Origin of the sequence: Sphingomonas sp. PP-F2F-G114-C0414 (assembly GCF_003688595.1) — a bacterium.
GTDB lineage: Bacteria > Pseudomonadota > Alphaproteobacteria > Sphingomonadales > Sphingomonadaceae > Sphingomonas.
In genome coordinates this window covers 173299-188894 of sequence record NZ_RCWT01000009.1, presented here as the reverse complement: position 1 = coordinate 188894, position 15596 = coordinate 173299, and the positions used below count along the sequence as shown (strand labels likewise).

General features: G+C 67.7%; 7 protein-coding genes. All 7 read right to left on the bottom strand.

Annotated elements, in window-relative coordinates:
- Window positions 1–58: 58 nt before the first annotated feature.
- Window positions 59–2053: an alpha-L-fucosidase gene (locus C8J47_RS01465; RefSeq protein WP_121884161.1), complete on the bottom strand. Its 1995-nt coding sequence runs from the start codon at window positions 2051–2053 to the stop codon at window positions 59–61.
- The gene (locus C8J47_RS01460; protein ID WP_121884160.1) at window positions 2050–4362 is read right to left on the bottom strand and encodes a GH92 family glycosyl hydrolase; all 2313 of its coding nucleotides are present in this window, start codon (window positions 4360–4362) and stop codon (window positions 2050–2052) included. Before C8J47_RS01460 ends, C8J47_RS01465 begins: the two co-directional genes overlap by 4 nt.
- A complete protein-coding gene (locus tag C8J47_RS01455; RefSeq protein WP_121884159.1) occupies window positions 4359–5792 on the bottom strand; it encodes a glycoside hydrolase family 125 protein in 1434 nt (477 codons plus the stop codon). The genes C8J47_RS01460 and C8J47_RS01455 overlap by 4 nt, the downstream gene beginning before the upstream one ends.
- Window positions 5789–8257, bottom strand: coding sequence for a glycoside hydrolase family 3 C-terminal domain-containing protein (locus C8J47_RS01450; protein ID WP_183128986.1), 2469 nt, complete (start codon window positions 8255–8257; stop codon window positions 5789–5791). The genes C8J47_RS01455 and C8J47_RS01450 overlap by 4 nt, the downstream gene beginning before the upstream one ends.
- 218 nt (window positions 8258–8475) lie before the next feature.
- A complete protein-coding gene (locus C8J47_RS01445) occupies window positions 8476–11088 on the bottom strand; it encodes a glycosyl hydrolase 2 galactose-binding domain-containing protein (RefSeq protein WP_121884157.1) in 2613 nt (870 codons plus the stop codon).
- Window positions 11088–13376, bottom strand: a complete 2289-nt coding sequence (locus C8J47_RS01440; protein WP_121884156.1) for a beta-N-acetylhexosaminidase — start codon at window positions 13374–13376, stop codon at window positions 11088–11090. The genes C8J47_RS01445 and C8J47_RS01440 overlap by 1 nt, the downstream gene beginning before the upstream one ends.
- On the bottom strand, window positions 13373–15547 hold the full coding sequence (locus C8J47_RS01435; protein WP_121884155.1) for a glycoside hydrolase family 2 protein: 2175 nt from the start codon (window positions 15545–15547) through the stop codon (window positions 13373–13375). Before C8J47_RS01435 ends, C8J47_RS01440 begins: the two co-directional genes overlap by 4 nt.
- Window positions 15548–15596 lie beyond the last annotated feature (49 nt).

Here is a 15596-nt window from a genome sequence, read left to right as displayed (position 1 = left end):
TCCCCCAATTGGGCCCCGGCCTTCACCGGGGTGGGGCCTATCTTGTAGTCGCCCCGTCTTACGGCCGGAACGCGCCGATCCCGGCGATCGCCATCTTCGGCTGCGCGGTCGCCACCGTCGTGAACCCCAGCATCAGGTAGCGCGCCTGCCGAGCCTTCGCGAAGGTGATGCGCTGCGTCGCCCGGGCGTAGGCGATGTTGCCGAACTCGCCCTCGTCCGCCGGCGTCCAGGTCCTGCCGTCCTCGCTCGTCTCGACGCGGTAGCGCCCCGGCGGTCCTGCATCGGGCAACGCCTGCCGCGTCGGCGTCAGGCTGAACCCGGCGACGTTCTCCGCCTTGCCCATGTCGATCATCAGCATCACGATGCTCGTCGGGGTCGGCGCGGGCGTCGTCCAGACGGTGGCAAGGTCGTCGTCGAGCACCGCTTCCGCGCCGGGCAATCCGGGCTTCACCACACCCGCCAGCGATTTCTCGCCCGCGAAATCCGGTTTGCCCGCCTTCATCGCCAGAGTGTGCTGGATCGCGCTGACGATCGTCCACCCGGTCTTCGAGATGATCTTGTTGCCCGTCGCCTGCGAGGCCGCGATCGCGACCGGCGCGACGCTCAGGAACAGCGAGAGTTCGGTGATCGCCGGGCATGCCGGCGCCTCGACGATGCGCAGCCGCACGCGCCGTGCGGTCACCGGCTCGGGCAGTCTAATGATCCGCTGCGCGCCAATGCACTCGTGCACCGCGACCTCGCGCCACGCGCCCTTCGCGTCGGCCACGTCGATCGCGAACTTCGTCACGCGCACACCGAGGTCGAGCGCCTCGCGAATCCGGATCAGGTCGAACCGGCGCCCCGGCGGCAGGTCGAGCACCAGCGACGGCGTCTTCACCGCATCGGGCGTGCTCCAATAGGTGTCGCGATTGCCGTCGAGCACGTTTGCCGCCGCAAACTGGCGCCCGCGCACCGACGAGGCCGTCGCCACCGCGCCCTTCGCCAGATCGGTCTTGAAGCTTGCCCGCAACGCATCGCCGAACGACTTCAACGACGCGAGATCGGGCTCCGCGATCAGCCCCCGGCGATCGGGCGGCAGGTTGAGCATCATGTTGGTGCCGCGCCCGACCGACTCGTCGTGGAACTGCATCAACCGCTGCGGCGACTTCACCTGCAGGTCCTCGTCGGCATGATAGAACCAGCCGGGACGAATCGACGTATTGGTCTCCGCCGGCCACCATAGCGGCGCCCCGCGCACGCCCGAATTGCCCTCGGACTGGACATAGGGATGGTTCGGCATCGTCGGCCAGCAGGGATCGCCTGCGTGGCCGTCCTCGTTGCCCACCCAACGGATATCCGCGCCGAGCGGATCGAAGGTACACGCCATCGGCTGCAATTTGTGGACCAGCGCGATGATCGACGGCCAGTTGTAATATTTCGGCGCATCGATCTTCCGCGCCTCGCGCGCGCCGCCATAATAGCCGTCGCCGCCGTTCGCGCCATCGAACCACACTTCAAACAGCTCGCCGTAATTGGTGCAGAGATCGGTCAGCTGCGCGCGGAAATACTCGACATACGACGGCTTCCCATAGTCGGCACGGTTGCGATCCCACGGCGACAGATAGAGGCCGTAGGAGATCCCGCCGCGCCGGCACGCGTCGCCCATTTCGCGAACGATATCGCCCTTGCCGCCTTTGTATGGACTGTTGCGGATGCAATGCTCGGTGAGCTTTGTGGGCCAGAGGCAGAAGCCGTCATGATGCTTGGCGGTCAGGACGAGCCCGGTCAGCCCCGCGCTTTTCGCCGCCGCGACGATCTGGTCGGGGTCGAACGCGGTCGGGTCGAACAGCTTCGGGTCCTCGTCGCCATAGCCCCATTCCTTGTCGGTCCAGGTGTTCAGCGTAAAGTGGACGAAGCCGTAGCGCTCGCGCTTGTGCCACGCGAGCTGGCGGACGCTCGGCGTCGCGCCCCACGGGGCGGGTGCACCGACCGGAGCCGCCGCACTGGCCCGGCCAGCCGCAGCAGTAGCGAGCGTACCGGCGATCAACGCGCGGCGGTTCAGGTCTAACGTCATCGCGAAACTCCGGTGGTTGCTGGCGGCCGATCGGCGGGCGCGCGGCCAAAATTGCGGTTGGGCTTGTCGCTCATCTCGAACACGAGCCGCCCGCCGCGAACGATATCGGCATGCGTGATCCAGCTTCTGGTCCAGGGCTTGCGGTTCCACGTCACCGACTGGACATACGGCCGGTCGGGCGCATTGCCGCGCGCCTCGACGACCAGCGTCCTGCCGTTGCCGACGCGCATCTCGGCCCGATCGAACAGCGGCGAGCCCAGCACATAGTTCGCGCTCACCGGATCGACCGGATACAGCCCGAGCGCGCTCAGCACGAACCACGCGCTCATCTGACCGCAATCGTCGTTGCCGATGATGCCGTCGGGCGCGTCCTTGTACATCTCGGTCAGCAGCCGGCGGACCATGGCCTGCGTCTTCCAGGCCGCGCCGCAATACGCGTACATATACGCGACGTGATGGCTGGGTTCGTTGCCGTGGGCATACTGACCGACCAGCCCGCTGATGTCGGGCGGCGCATCCTTCGGCAGGACCGACGACGCGGTGAACAGGCCGTCGAGCTTGGCCTCGAACTTCGCATCGCCGCCCATCGCCGCGATCAAGCCGTAGACGTCGTGCTGGTTGAGGAACGTCGCCTGCCAGCTATTGCTCTCGGTATAGTCACGCCACGTCGCGGAATGGCCGAGCGCGACGGGATCATACGGTTCGATCCATGTCCCGTCTTCGCGCTTGGGTCGCGCGAAATTGATCGTGCTGTCGAACACGTTCCGCCAATTGCCGCTGCGCTTGCGCAGTCGTGCGGCATCGGCGGTCGCTCCCGCCGCATCGGCCAGGTGCGCCGAGGCGTAATCGTCATACGCATATTCGAGCGTACGCGAGACCCCCTCGAACACCTTGTCGGCGGGAACATAGCCGATCGTATCATAGGGTTCGATCCCGAGGCTGTTGTCGAGATCCGGCATCGTGAAATCGAACGAACGCCGACGCACGTTCGGCCACGCCGCCGCATAATCGGCGCGCACGCCCTTCGCGCGGGCCTCGGCCATCACCGACACCGAATGCCAGCCGATCATGCACCCGGTTTCGATCCCCTGAAGCGGCCAGACGGGCGGGCCATAGCGGCTCTGCTGCGTCTGGCGGATCAGGTCGCCGACCAGCTCGGCGGTCCGCTTGGGCTCGATCAACGTCAGCAGCGGATGCAGCGCGCGGTACGTGTCCCACATCGAATAGGTGCTGTACGCGCGCTCCTTGCCCGACAGCCTGTGCACCTGTTTGTCGAGACCGAGATACCGCCCGTCGACATCGGAGAACAGCGTCGGCGCAAGCTGCGCGTGATACAGCGCGCTTGCCATGATCGTGCGCTGCGCCGGCGTCCCGCCCTCGACGGTGACCGCGTCGAGCGCCGGGGCCCAGCGCTTGGCGGCCTGCGCATGGTACCGGTCGAAGTCCCAGTGCCGTGCCTCGGCGGCCAGGTTCGCGCGCGCGCCGGCGACGTCGACCCCGGAGATGCCGGTGCGGATCACGATCGGCGCGGCACCGGCGTCGTCATAGTGCAGCACCGCCTTCACGCGCTTGCCCGCGACGCCGCGTGCGCCGTCAGCCTGCGCGACGTCGCCATCGCCGTAGAAGATGATGCGGTCGGGCTTGCGCGACACCTGCATCGCGAAGTGGATGCGGCGGCCCTTGGCCCAGCGGAACACGCGGCGGCTGCCGGTCAGCGTACCGCTGTCGTCGATCGCCAGCGACGCCTCGTCGATCAGCACGCCCCGGTCGGACTCGTCGAGGATCAGGTGCGACATATCGATCAGGACATGCCCCGCGCCGCGCGGGAAGACATGGCGCTGAATGCCGGTCCGCTCGGTGACGGTGAGTTCCGCGCGGACACCCGTTTCCAGCGCCACACGGTAGTAACCGGGTTCCGCATGTTCGTCGGAAAACCGCTGGCGATAGCCCGCACCGGGATCTTCGAGCGTGCCCGGAGTCAGCTGGACCGGGCCGCGCGTCGGCACCACCAGCACGTCGAGCATGTCGCCGATCCCGGTGCCCGACAGATGCGTGTGGCTGAACCCGATGATCGACGTGTCGGTGCGGTGATAGCCCGAGCACGCATCCCAGCGCTCGACATCGGTATCGGGGCTGAGCTGCACCATCCCGAACGGCAAGGTAGCACCGGGATAGGTATGGCCGTGGCCGCCGGTGCCGACGAACAGGTCGGGCGCGGTCGCTTGCCCGCGCGGCGCAGCGGCAAAGGTTGCGCGCGCGGTGAGCGCGAGCGCGCCGGTCCCGGCGAGGAGCATGCGGCGAGTGATCATGCGCGGACTCCGAGAAGGGCGGAACGTTTGGCGGCAATGTCGACGACCAGTTCGCCGAACAGCCCGTTGGCCCAGGCGAACCACGACCGCGTGAACTTCGCGCCGTCGTCCTGGTTGAAGGATTCGTGCATGAACCCGGTGCCGCCATGCGTCGTCTTCAGCGCCGCCAGCGAGCGTACTACGGTCGCGTCGTCACCGGTCGCGAGCGCGTTCAACGCGTGCATCACGATCGACATCGGCCAGATCTCGCGCAAGCCCGTATGCGGACTGCCGATCCCCTCCGCCGCCTTGCCGGTGAAGAAATACGCGTTGTCCTTGCTCCACGCACGTGCCGCGGTGCGTCGCCAGAGCGGATCGTCGGCCTTCACCGCACCGAGATAGGCGAGCCCCGAGAGGCTCGGTACGTTGGCGTCGTCCATGAAGATCGCGTTGCCATAGCCATCGACCTCATACGCCCAGACCGGCTGACCGTCCGGCCCCTTGGTCAGCCCGTGCAGCCGCAACGCCGCCTCGACCTCGTCCGCCAGCGCAGACGCATCCGCCGCCAGCGCCGCGTCGGGCCGTGCGCGCGTCGCGAGTTCCGCCAACTGGCGCAGCGCACGGACCGCGAAGATGTTCGACGGGATCAGGAACGGGAGCACGCACGCATCGTCCGAAGGCCGGAACCCGCAATGGATCAGCCCGACCGGTCGCGATGGCGGGCCGTAGCCGTCCAGCGCCATGCTCTCGCCGACGATCGGCGACGACCGACGAAAGCGATACGGTCCCGGCCCGTCCTTGCGCTGTTGCTCGCGGAACGTCCGGATCGACGCGCGCGCGCCGTCCGCCCACAGCGCGCCAAACGGCACGGTGTCGCCGGTCGCCTGCCAATAGGCGTGCGCGATCCACATTGGGTAGCAGAGCGAATCCACCTCCCATTTGCGCTCGCCGACGCCCGGCTTCATCACCGTGTCGTCGGTCAGCGACCAGCTCAGATTGGTCTTCGCCGAGGGGTCGTGCATGAACGCGTTGGCGTACGGATCGATCAGAATGCACCGCGCCTGCCGCGCGATCAGTCCACGGAACAGCATCCGCAACGCCGGGTCGCGCTTCGCCAGCGGCAAATACGGATGGACCTGCGCCGAGCTATCGCGCAGCCACATGCAGTCGATGTCGCCGGTGATCACGAACGCATCGGGCTTGCCGTCGACCGCGCCCATGAACACCGTCGTGTCGAGCGTGTTCGGGTAGCAATTGCCGAACATCCAGGCGAGTTCGGGATCGCCGATCTTCGCCGACACGCGCGCGATCTCCGCCTCGACCGCGCGACTGGTGTAGCGACGATCGCCAAGCTTCGGGCGCTTGCTGACGAACGACGGCGCGGCCGCCCGCAGCGGTCCCGCGAACCCGAGTGCCGCAGCACCGGCAATCAGCATCCGGCGATCGATCATTTCGGCAAATCCTGCGTTCCCGTCACGGTGAAGACGGTATCGACACCCGGCCCGTCGCCGGGCTGGCCGCCACCGATATGCAGCCGGTATTCGCCCGGTACGACGCGACGCGTTCCCGCCGCATCGACGCTGCTCATGCCGCGAGGATCGATCGTAAATGCCACGCGTGCCGTTTGCCCCGGCTTCACTGTCTGGCGCCTGAACCCGACCAGCTGACGTTGCAGCACGGGATCGTTGAAGCGCGGCTTTACCGTCGGCTCGGGCGGCACGAGATACGCCTGCACCACTTCGTCGCCCGCAACCTTGCCAGTATTGCGCACCGGCACCTCGACGGTGAAGCTCTCCCCCGCCGTAATCGTGGTGCGCGCGAGTTTGGGTGCGGCATAGGCGAACTGCGTATAGCTCAGCCCGTGTCCGAAGCCCCAGAGCGGCGTGCCGGTGAAGTAGCGATACGTCCGCTCGCGCATGTTGTAGTCGATGAACGCGGGCAGATCGCGCGTCTTCGCGTAGAACGTCACCGGCAGTCGCCCGCCCGGATTGCTCTTGCCAACCAGCGTATCGGCGATTGCCTGCCCGCCAGCCTGCCCCGGATACCAGCCGACCAGGATCGCATCGGCATGCGCCTTCGCCCAGGTCATCGCCACCGCGCTGCCGGTCATCAGCACGACCACCAGCGGCTTGCCGGTCGCCTTGGCCGCTTCGAGCAACTTCACCTGCGCGGCCGGGAGCCCGATATCGGTCCGATCGCCGCCCGAGAACCCGGCGACCTCGATCTGCAACGCCTCGCCCTCGACCGCGGGCGATAGGCCGACGAACGCGACGATCGCATCGGCATCCTTCGCCGCGGCGACCGCCTCCGCAACCTGCGCATCGGCCGGCGCGGTCCAGGTCAGCCGTAGCCCCTGATCCTCACCGCTATGCGCAAGCTCGACACGGATCGCGTGTGGGCCGGCGGCCAGCGTCACCGCCGCCTCGACATTCTTGCCGCCGCCGTCGTCATCGGCGACCGGCTTCCCGTCGATCCACAACCGCGACGGATCATGCCCCTTGCAGTCGAAACAGCGCGGCACGTCGAGCCGGAACACATAGTCACCCGCCGCCGGCGCGGTGATCGTACCCGTCCAGCGCACCGAAAATGCGGCCGGGTCGATCCCCGGCGCAGGCGCGGTGCGGTCCCAGTCAAAGTCGATCAGCCGGTCGGCGCGTACCACCGACGTGCCGGTGAAATCGCTCGCTCGGAAATACTCGCCACGCAGCGACAGCGCAGTGTCGGGCACCGGCACGGGCACGCCCTCGGCGATGCTCGATCCTTGCGCATACCGAACGCCCCCGAACGATGTGCGCAGCGCCGCCAGTGGCGTGATCGGCGCCCCCGCGGTACCGTGATAATTCGCCTCCAGCACGTCGACGCTGTCCGCATTCGGCCCGATCACCGCGATCTTCGCCGACGGCTTCAGCGGCAGCACGCCGTTGTTCTGGACCAGCACCATCGCCTTCCGCGCCGCCTCCAGCGCCAGCGCGCGGTGCGCAGGCGTGTCGAACTCGGTCGGCTTGATCCTGTCCCACGGGCTCGTCGCGCCGAACGCGCCGCCGAGCATCCGCCGCACCGCGAACGTCCGCGTCAAACTCATGTCGAGCGTCGCCTCGGGCACCAGCCCCCGCCGCACCGCATCGCCGAGCGCCGCGTAGGTCTTCCCGCAGTTGAAATCCATGCCAGCGGCAATCGCCGCCGCCGATCCGCTCGCAGTATCGGGTCGATAATAATGGTAGTTCGAGATATTCCCGACCGCATCGCAGTCGGACACGATCAGCCCTTTGAAGCCCCATTGCTTCCGCACCGTTTCGGTCAGCAACGGCTCCGACGCACACACCGGCACCCCGTGGATCGCGTTGTACGCGCACATCGTCGACAGCGCCTTGCCCTCGGTCAGCGCAAGCCGGAACGCGGGCAGGAACGTGGCCTCGCGGTCGTGCGGCGAGATGTCGACGTCGAACCCGTCGCGCCCCGCCTCGGGTCCGCTGTGCGCGGCGAGATGCTTCGGCGTGGCGATGACCTTCGGGTGCGCGAGGTCGGGCCCCTGCAACCCGCCGATGAACGCGACGCCGAGCCTGCCCGTCAGATACGGGTCCTCGCCATAGGTCTCCTGCCCACGCCCCCAGCGCGGATCGCGGAAGATGTTGATGTTGGGCGACCAGATCGTCAGCCCCTGATAGCGTTCGCGGTCGCCCGCCGGCAGCGCGTTCGACTTCGCGCGCGCCTCGGTCGACACGACGTCGCCGACGCGCCTGAGCAGCGCCTCGTCCCACGTCGCAGCAAGGCCGATCGCCTGCGGAAACACCGTCGCCACGCCGTTGCGCGCGAGCCCGTGCAGCCCCTCGTTCCAGTAATCATAGGCGGGCAAATTCAGCCGCGGGATCGCCGGCGCGACGCTCTGCAACTGCGCCGCCTTCTCGTCGAGGGTCATGCCCCGCACCGCCGGATCGACAGTTTGGGCAAGCGCTGACGACGCGAGCAACAGGCCGGGAGCGAAGGCAAGCCGGGCAAGCCTGGTCGAGAGGCGCCCTCTCCCCCCCTCCGTCATCCTGGGCTCGACCCAGGATCCAGAGCCAAGGGCGGCGGCGTCCGTAACTCTGGATCCCAGCGTCCGCTGGGATGACGGCAGGGTGGAGGCGCAATCGCGCATCACGACTTCACCGCCGCGACACCGGCCAGAGTGCGGATCGTCAGTGCACGCCGCAGCGCCGCCGCGGACGCCTTCGAAGCAACAGTCACCGTAACACTCTCCCCCGGCAGCAGATCGAACGCATTGTCCGATGGCCTCGCCTCGACCTTGCCGAAATCGATCCAGACTGCGCGCGCCAGCCTGGTGGCGGTCAGCGTCAGTCGATCGCCGTCCCAGGTCGCGGTGAGTCCCGGATCGGGCAGCGTCATCGTCTTGGGCGCCGCCGACACCAGCACGCGGGACGTCACGCGGCCGTCGACGAGCAACTCCGCCACCGCGATCGTCCGCGCCGGATCGCCACCCGCGAACAGCGCCGCATCGGGCAGCGTCGCGACCGGCGTTGCGGACAAAGGCGCCAACGTCGCAGCCTCCTCGCGTGTCGCGACGACCTTGCCGTCGACATCGAGCGTCCGCACGCGCCACTTCGCCTCGGTCGGCACCGTCGCGTCGGAGATCAAGCTCACCTTGGTCGCGCCGTCCTTGCGCTCGGCGGCGATCGCCAGCGGCGCATAGAAATGCCGCGCCCGGAATTGCAGCGCCTTCCAGCGGCCGTAATAATCGATGCTCGCCCATGACGCCCCCGGCCAGACGTCGTTGATCTGCCAGAACAGCGATCCCATCGTCACCGGCTGGCATGCACGATGATGCAGCGCGGCGAGTTCGATCCCCTCGGCCTGCATCACCTGGCTCAGATACACGAACTCGGCGAAGTCGCGCGGCTCGCGGTATTTCTCGCGGATGTAGAACAGCAGCCGGTCGTTGCCCTCGCCCTTCAGGAACTTCTGGTGCGCCTTCATCACCGGCGAGGTCGGCGAGAAGTCGGCGTCGGTCGCGAACGTCCGGATCGTCTTCATCTCGGGCATCGATTGCAGGCCGTATTCGGACATGAACCGCGGGCAGCTGTCGAGATACGCCTCGACCGGCTTCTTGCCGCCCCAGACGTCCCAGTAATGCCGGTCGCCATCGCCATCGATGTCGGGCTTGTCCTCGTAACTGTTGCTCGGCGAACCCGGCCAATAGACCGCGTCGGGATCGCGGCGCTCGGCGGCATCGCGCAGCACGCGGTCGAAAATCACCGCCATGCCGACGCCGATCCGCTCCTGCTCGTCCGCACCGACCGCCTTCTTGAAGGCGATCCGGTCGGACCAGTTGGCCCAGCCGCTGAGCACCTCGTTATTGCCCGACCACAACACGATCGAGGGATGCGCCTGGAGCCGGTCGACCTGTTCCTCCGCCTCGATGCGGACGGTCTCGCGGAACTCGCGATCGGGCGGCGTGACGGCGCCGCCGAACATGAAGTCCTGCCACACCATCAAGCCCATCTGGTCGGCGAGATCGTAGAACGCGTCGTCGAGATAATAGCCGCCGCCCCACACGCGGATCATGTTCATGTTGGCATCGCGCGCGCCGGCCATGACGGTGCGGATCTGGCTTTCGGGCACACGCGCGGGAAACATGTCGAACGGGATCAGGTTCGCGCCCTTGGCGAACACCGGGATACCGTTGACAACGAACGCGAACCCCCGCCCGGCGGCGTCCTTGTCGCGGCGCAACTCGACCGTGCGCAGGCCGGTGCGGCGCTGCGCGGTGTCGATCGTCGTGGTTCCGTCGGTCAGCGTCGCCTTCACGGTGTAGAGCGGTTGCGCGCCATAGCCCGCGGGGAACCAGCGTTGCGGATTGGCGACGCTCACGGGTACCGCGACATTGCTCGCGCCCGCCGCGACGGTGACGGTCCGCGCCGCCTGCGTGACTTGGCCGTCGGGACCGGTGACCGCGACCTGCACCGTGACCGGCCGCTCCTGGCCCGCCACCACGTCGAGTTCGGCGGACAACCGCGCTTCGGACTTTGTCAGCCCTTCCTGCGTCACGCGAAACGCCTCGATCCGCGCGTCGTCCCACGCCTCGATCCGCGCCGGGCGCCAGATTCCCTGCGTGACGATCCGGGGACCCCAGTCCCAGCCATATTGATACTTCGGCTTGCGAATATAGGGCGAAGTCTGCTTGCCCATCGGCTCGTCGCCATAGATCGAATCATATTCGCCAGGCAGCGGGTTCTTCGCCTTCAGCACCATCGGCTGCAACGTGCGGATCGGCGATCGAAACGTGACGAGCAACTCGTTCGCCCCCGGCTTCAGCACCGCCTTGACCGGCACGCGCCAGCGCCGATGCGCATTGTCCGCCGCCAGCAGCTTGGTCCCGTTCAGCCGCACCTCGGCGAAGGTATCCAGCCCGTCGAACACCAGATCGATATGATCGCGCGCCAGCAGTTCGGGCGTCGCACGCACGACGGTGTGATATTGCCAGTCGGTCAACCCGACCCACTGGATCTTCGCCTCGTTCAGGCCCTTGTACGGATCGGGGACGATCTTCGCCGCCATCAGGTCGGTCTGCGCACTGCCCGGCACGGTCGCGCGCAGCCAGCGTGCCGCCTTCGGATGCGCCTTGGCCGCAGCGGTATCGGCCGGATCGATCCGCATCGACCAGCCCTTGTCGAGCACGACGCTCGTGCGTGGTGCCGCCCAGGCGGGCGTCGCAGCGATCGCGGCGAGCAGCAGGAGAGCCGTGCGCCGCATCACTTCTTCTCCGACAGCTGCATCGATTCGACCGCGTAGAACGGCGACTCCATCGACGCCGTGAACAACAGGCAGATGTCCGCATCGCCCTTGCCCTCGGGCAGCGTGCCGCGGAAGGTCATGCGGTTCGGGCTCGTCGCCGGGTTCGGCAGCGGGAAGGTCGCCGCGATCGTGCCGGTGCAACCGCCGGTGCGCACCACGAGCTCGCCGTACGTCGTCACCGCGTAATGCCGCCGCAATGCCTTCTCGTCATGCGCCAGCCCGTAATGCCGCGGCAACCGCGCGACATCGACGGTGAAGCTCCGCGCCACATCCAGCGGTGCGGCCGGATACATCGTGCACGTGTCGAAGATGTTGACGTTGAATACCGGCGTATTCCCCGTCGCCTCCGACGTCAGCGGCACGCGCAAGCCGATCGCGCCATCGGGGCACGCGACCAGCTCCGAACTCGACCGGCGCAGCAGCGCGACCCGGCTCGTCTCGAACAGACGCGGTTCCGCGGTCGGGCGACCGTCGCTGGTGAAGGCCGCCGCGCGGATGGTGGTCCCCGGCCTGAGCGACAATGGCGTGGCATAGGCCTTCGATCGCGCGGTCGGCGCCTTGCCGTCGAGCGTGTAGCGGATCGTGCCATAGCCGGTCTGCGTCGCGAGCGTCACGGGCACCTTGCCGCGACGCAACGCATCGCCGCGCGTGCCCTGAATTGCGAAGTCGACCGCGAACGCGCTGTCCGCCGCGGCGATACCAGCGCGGGCATAACGCCCCATCTGCGGCTCGAGCCGCGCCACGAAGTCGTCGAAATTACGCGCGGACTTCGGCGACCAGGTCCGCTCGGCAAGCGCCGACAGTCGCGGGAAGGTCGCGTGCTGAAGCTGCTCGGGGGTCACCAGATATTCGCTGAACGCATTGATCTGCGCGCCCAGCACGTGCTTGGCCTTGTCGGGCGCGAGCCCCGCCGGCTCGGGTTCGTACGCGTAAAGCCTCGCGAGCGGCACGATCGCATCGCCGTTCGCGATGCGGCCCGGCGGCTCGTCGCTGCGATTGCTCTGCAGGCTGTCGAGATACAAGATCGGCGCCGGGCTCAGCACCACGTCATGCCCCTGGTTCGCCGCATCCACGGCCCCCTTCTCGCCGCGCCACGACATCACCGAGGCCGATGGCGGCAAGCCGCCCTCGAGGATCTCGTCCCAGCCGATCAGCCGGCGGCCGTGCTTGGCGAGATACTCGCCAAGCTGGTCGATCATCCAGCTCTGCATCTGCATCTCGGTCTTCAGCCCGAGCGCCTTCATCTTCGCCTGTACAGCGGGCGAACGCTCCCACTGGTCCTTGACCGCCTCGTCGCCGCCGAGATGGATGAACTGCGACGGGAACACCTCCATCAGCTCGTCGAGGACGTGCTTGATGAAGGTCATGCTGCGATCCTCCGGGCTGAACAGCCACGGGTTCACGCCCCAGTCGTGACCGACCGCGGGCCGATCGCCGAGCACGCCGACTTCGGCCGGATACGACGCTACCGCCGCCTGCGCATGGCCGGGCAGGTCGATCTCGGGCATGATCGTGATCGCGCGCTCCTGCGCATAGGCGACCAGCGCCTTCAGCTCGGCCTGCGTGTAGAACCCGCCGACCTTCTCGCCCGGCGTACCACCCGCAGACGGCGGCGTCCGCCACGCGCCGATCCGGGTCAGGTCGGGATAGCGCTTGATCTCGACGCGCCAGCCCTGATCGTCGGTCAGGTGGAGATGCAGCACGTTCATCTTCTGCGCGGCGAGCTGATCGACCATCGCGTACAACGTGGGCATCGGCACGAAATGCCGCGCCGGATCGATCATCAGCCCGCGCCATTTGAAGCGTGGCGCATCGCGGATCGTCATCGCCGCCAGCGTCACGGGCTTGCCGACCGCCGCATCGGGGCTGAGCAACTGCGCCAAGGTCATCGCGCCGTGAACGAGGCCCGCATCGCCGCTCGCCGCGATCGTCACGCCCTTCGCATCGACGGTCAGCGTGTAGGCCTCGTCACCCGCCACGCTCGCATCGCGCACGAAGCGGATCGGGCCGGTGCCGGCGTCGCTCGCGAGCGAGAGCCCGCGCACGACCTTGACCTGTTGCGCGAGCAGCTTCGCCGCAGTCTTCGTCCCCGCATCGCTCGCGACGATCCCGGCACCTTCGCCGATCGTCAGCGTGCCGGCATGAGTCTCGATCGAGGCGGGCATCGGGATCAGCTTCGGCCCTTCGGCCACCGCCGCGGTCGAGGACATCAGCAGCGCGAGCACCAGAGGGCGGAAACGGATCATTTAGGGTCCTTCGGCAATTGCGCTGGATCGGGTGGATAGACGGCGGAGCCGGCCTTGAACGGTTCGTACTCGCGGACGACGCCGCCTGCGCGCGCACCCTCCGCGGTGAGGATATCGACGGTCACCGTGACGGGCGTAAGACGACCGGTCCAGGCCGCGGACACCGTCGCGGTGCCGCCCGGCGCGATGACCGGCAGCGCCTGTTCGCCCTCGCCGAGCACGACGCGATCGCCGCCGATCGCGCGCCAGTGCAGTCGCGCGCCGACCAGCGGATAGGACGGCAATGCAGCCTTCGCAGCGCCCATCACGGTCGCGGTGAAGCCGGTCGGCGTTTCGCCCGCCATCGTCAGATCGACCTTTGCGGAGACGTCGCGGTTGGCGGCTTCCCACGCGAAATAGCTCGGGCGGCGCTGGCGATCGGCATCGACGAGGCCGTGATCGACATAGCCATCGGCCATGCCGGCGAAGAGGTTCTTGTTCGAGCGGTAGTCCGCATAGCTCCAGAAGATCGCGCCGCCGACCCAGGGCCGCGTCCCGAACGCCGCGAGCTGGTCCTTAAGGTTTTCGGTGCGCGCCACGTCCGCGCTCGCGGAATCGTGCGAGAACGGCCCGGGCCAGCCGAATTCGGAGATCACCAGCATCCGGTCGGGATACGCCTTGTCGAACGCGTCGAGCCACGGGCCGACTTTGTCCGCGGCGCCGCTCCAGGTCCCGAAATAGGCGTTGGCCATCACGAAATCCGCCTCGACCAGGGCGGGCACGCGTACGGCACGCTCCGCGATCTGCGAATCCGCGAACGTCACGAACCGGCCCGGATCGATCGCATTGATATGCGCCTTCATCGCCTTGACGAACGCGAGCCCCTGCGGCGTCGCGGCCTCGCTCTCGTTCATCACGCTCCACGCGAGCACGCTCGGATGATTGCCGCTCTCGGCGATCATCTCGGCCATCATCGTTTTGGCGCGCACCAGCAGCCGCGGATCGCCCAGCTGCGCGGCGGTCATCTGCCAGATCGGAATTTCGGGAACGAGGAGCATCCCCGCGCGGTCGGCGGCATCGAACACGCTCTGCGGCTGCGGATAATGCACCGGCCGCGTCAGCGTGACATGCAGCGCGTTCAGATCACGCATGTCGTGGAGGATCGTGCCACGCGTTTCGGCGGCGCCTTCCCACGGCGAATCCTCGTGCCGCGTCACCCCGGTCAGCCGCACCGCGACGCCGTTGACGTAGAGTTTCCGGTCACGGAGCGCGAGCGTGCGCAGACCGACGGTGTCCTCGCGCCGGTCGAGCACCACGCCCTTCTCGTCGCGCAGTTCGGCGACGATCCGGTACAGCTTGCCCGCACCGATCTGCCACAGTTGCGGCTTGGCGATCGTCAGCGCGGCGTCGGGCGTCGCGGCGGACGACGCGGCCACCGTCACGCTCTTTTCACTGTGCGCGACCTCGCGACCATCGGGATCGATCGCGACGGACGTCAGGGAATAGGTGTGCGGCGTCGCATCGACATTCTCGATCGCGATACCACTCGTGACGTTCGCGCTGTCGGCCTTCAGTACCTGCCGGATACGCTGGCGGCGGATCAGCCCGCCCTCGGCGATCCGCAGCGACACGTCGCGCGTGATCCCGCCGCTGTGCCACCAGTCGTACCAGACGTTCCCAGAGCCAGCGAGGCGCATCGCATAGCCCGGAATCGTCACGAACCCCGGCCGGTCGTCGACGGCGACGACGATCCGGTTCGCGCCGGGTTTCAGCACCTTCGAAACGTCGAGATCGAACGCGGTATGCCCGCCTTCGTGGGTGCCGACGAGCGTTCCGTTCACCCAGACGCGCGCCGCGTAGAACACCGCGTCGAAATGCAGTTCGAGATGCTTGCCGACGATCGCCTCGGGCACGACGAGCGTCCGCGCATACCAGCCGACGCCCTCGGAATTCGCCCCGCGCGTCAGCGGCCAGCTATGCGGGACGCTGACGCTTTCTACCTTCGCGGGATCGGACTTCAGCCACGCCGGATCGGCCGGCGCGTCCTTTGCCAGCCAGAACGTCCACCCCGCATCCAGATCGATCCGCTCGGCCGCGGCCGGCGTCGCCACCGCCATCGGAACGAGAAATGCGGACAGGACACCGAGATGCCCCATCCGCTTGCGCACTGCCTTGATCCAACCTGATATCATGCGGCGATATCGTGCCCCCTATGGACGGGGATGGCGCACCGCGAGGGCG